Consider the following 458-nt stretch of genomic DNA (forward strand, 5'->3'; position numbering starts at 1 on the left):
CGGTCCACCCTCGACATGATCGAAGAACGCCGGATCACGCCCCAGCCGGCCCATGACGAAGCGGGAGAAGAACCCCTTCACCATCATCCGCCAGCCCCAGATGTTCCAGTTCTTCTCGTAGAACGCCTCGCGCGCGGTCGCATCGCGCGGCCTCAGCAGACTTTCGATCGTATCCTTGTTGTGCACGAACGGCAGAACCCATTCGCGAAACGTGCGGAAGTACCGCTCGAACTTTCCAACGCCGCCGATCCCATACTTCGCGACGTCGTCCTTGATCTTGGCCCAGAACGCCTGGTCCTCGTCCGACAGCTGCGCCGCCGCCTGCTCGAGCAGATGTCTCCGCCGTCCCGAAGGCCGCGAGCCCATCAGCTCCAGAAATTCGTCGTGCGAATGCGTCCGATACATCGCCACGCGCATCCGCACGCACGCCAACTGCGTCGGATTGAGGTCTACCGCGA

At 62.7% G+C, this 458-nt stretch carries 1 protein-coding gene; it reads right to left on the reverse strand.

Annotation, left to right across the window (positions count from 1 at the left end):
- The coding region (locus I6F37_RS39395; RefSeq protein WP_276573804.1) for a DUF3419 family protein at positions 1–458 on the reverse strand (458 nt) is incomplete at both ends.

Source organism: Bradyrhizobium sp. NBAIM08, assembly GCF_020193935.1.
Classification (GTDB): domain Bacteria; phylum Pseudomonadota; class Alphaproteobacteria; order Rhizobiales; family Xanthobacteraceae; genus Bradyrhizobium; species Bradyrhizobium yuanmingense.